2 protein-coding genes and 1 pseudogene are annotated in these 2043 nt (G+C 75.8%); 1 reads left to right on the top strand and 2 read right to left on the bottom strand.

Features of this window, described 5'->3' with window-relative positions; all coding sequences use genetic code 11:
* A partial coding sequence (locus tag ACFW2E_RS45825; RefSeq protein ID WP_384477835.1) for an AAA family ATPase occupies nucleotides 1-898 on the bottom strand: 898 nt, incomplete at its 3' end.
* Complete coding sequence (locus ACFW2E_RS45830) at nucleotides 895-1578, bottom strand: ankyrin repeat domain-containing protein (RefSeq protein ID WP_384477838.1); 684 nt, start codon at nucleotides 1576-1578, stop codon at nucleotides 895-897. The genes ACFW2E_RS45830 and ACFW2E_RS45825, both read right to left, overlap by 4 nt.
* A gap of 116 nt (nucleotides 1579-1694) precedes the next feature.
* Between ACFW2E_RS45830 and ACFW2E_RS45835 the strand changes: the two are divergent.
* Nucleotides 1695-2043 (top strand): annotated as a pseudogene (locus ACFW2E_RS45835) (OpcA/G6PD domain-containing protein); the annotation flags it as partial.

The following is a 2043-nucleotide window of genomic DNA, read 5'->3' on the forward strand; positions in this document are numbered from 1 at the left end:
TTTGGTGTTGGCGCGCCCGCGCTCGGCCCGCGCCGTCCCCGACGGCACCGGTGAGCGCGGCGGCCAGCGCCTCGCGGCCTGCGCCGGCCGCGTACCCGGTGGCGAGCAGCCTGAGTGCCATCTCCCAGGTGCGCGGGGACGGCCAGGACCGGCCCCGGCTCCCGGCGTCGCCGGGGATGTGGTGGACCAGGCCGGGCCGGGCCGTGAGGAAGCCGGAGATCGCGCCACGGGCCCGGGCGACCGCACCGGGCACCTTGGCGGCACCGACGACGGGCACGGTCGCCTCCGGCCAGGTGCCGGCCATGCCCCGGGCGACGGTCCGGGGGTCGTGGGTCCACTCGAGGTGGACGAACCGGTTGGCGAGCGGTGGGCTGAGATGCCAGCCGTCCGCCGCGCTGGACGGCGGGTTGGCGGCGGCGACGATGCGCACCGCTTCCGGCAGGACCAGGCTGCCGACCCGCCGTTCGAGCACCACCCGCAGCAGAGCCGCCTGCACGGCGGGTGGTGCGGAGGACAGTTCGTCGAAGAAGAGCAGGCCCTGCCCGGCCCGGGCGAGGCGGACCGCCCAGTCCGGCGGGGCCATCGGGACACCGGTCACGGCCGGGTCGTCACCGACGACGGGCAGTCCGGCGAAGTCGGAGGGTTCGTGCACGCTGGCGATGACCGTCTCCAGCGGCAGGCCGATCCCGGCGGCGAGCTGCTCCAGGGCGGCCGACTTGCCGATCCCCGGCTCCCCCCACAGCAGGACGGGCTGATTGGCCGTCACGGCGAGGGCCAGCGCCTCCAGTTGCGGGTTCGCTGCGGGCTCGGTCCGCCGCGCACGCAGCCTGCGGTTGAGGTCGTCCGCGGCCGCCAGCGGTCCGGACGGCGCGTCGGGGGCGGTACCGTCGGTGCTCAAAAGGGCTGCTCCTCCTCGTCGTCGGGCTCGTCCGCATCGCCGGGCTCGTCCGCGCCGTCCGCTTCGTCCGCTTCGTCCGCGTAGTACTCCTCCTGCTCGTCCATCCATTCGTCCCACCACTCGGCGCCGACGCCTGGATGCTCCTCCTGTACGCGTGTGCGGAGGAAGGCCAGGTCGGGCCGCTTGTAGCGACGGACGAGCTGGGCCAGCGACAACTCGGACTGGTCGATCACGTCGAGCCGCGCCCCGGCGGCGACGAGCGCCTCCACCAGCGCCTTGGAACCGAGGTCGTTGACGGCCACGAACAGCGGTGTGCGCCCCCGCCGGTCCAGGGCCTCGAGATCCAGCCCCTCCGCCAGCAGCCGGGGCAGCAGCGTCTCGTGGTCGAGGAGGTTCAGTACGTGCAGCAGGGTGCGGCCGCCGGCGTCCCGCACGCGGGGATCGACACCCGCGTCCAGGAGCTCCAGCACGCCGGGGGTGTCGCCGTGCTGGGCGCGCAGGAACAGTTCGTGGCGTTGCGCCCGCAGCGCCTTGGGCAGACGGCCCTCTCCGGAGGTCCACGTCTGCTCCACCGCGAAGCAACCGGCGACGGCACCGCCGAAGGCGCGCATGGCGCGCTCACGCTGTTGTTCCTCGTCGCTGTGCGGCATGCGCAGCAGGCCGCCGGGCCGGAACACCACCTCGTGCCATTCCCCGCGGCACCTGACCCGCACGGGTGCGGGAGCCGTCGGGGGCGGGGGGGCGCCCCGGCCGGCGGGGGCCCGGGGGGGGCGGGGCCGGGGGGGGCGCCCGGGGGGGGGCGCGGCCCCCGCGCCGCAACACCAACCTGTACGCGGTGGAGCGCCCGATGGAGACCCTGGAGCGCCGGGTCCGCGCGTACACGCCCGGCGACACCGACCTGGCCTGGACCCGGCTGACGCTGTGGCGTTCCATGCTGGCCGCCGCCCTCGACCAGGCCCGGGTGCCGGTGACCTCGGCGACCGTGGAGGCCGAGGCGGACAACCCGGCGGCCGAGCTGCTGGCCCGCTGGCTGGAGGCGCGGCTGCACGTCACGGTCGACCGGGTGGTCACCGACGGCCCGGTCGTCACGGCCGTCCGTCTCGGGACCGCGAACGGGGAGATCGTCATCGACCGGCCCGAGGGAC

Origin of the sequence: Streptomyces sp. NPDC058964, from assembly GCF_042741275.1 — a bacterium.
Classification (GTDB): domain Bacteria; phylum Actinomycetota; class Actinomycetes; order Streptomycetales; family Streptomycetaceae; genus Streptomyces.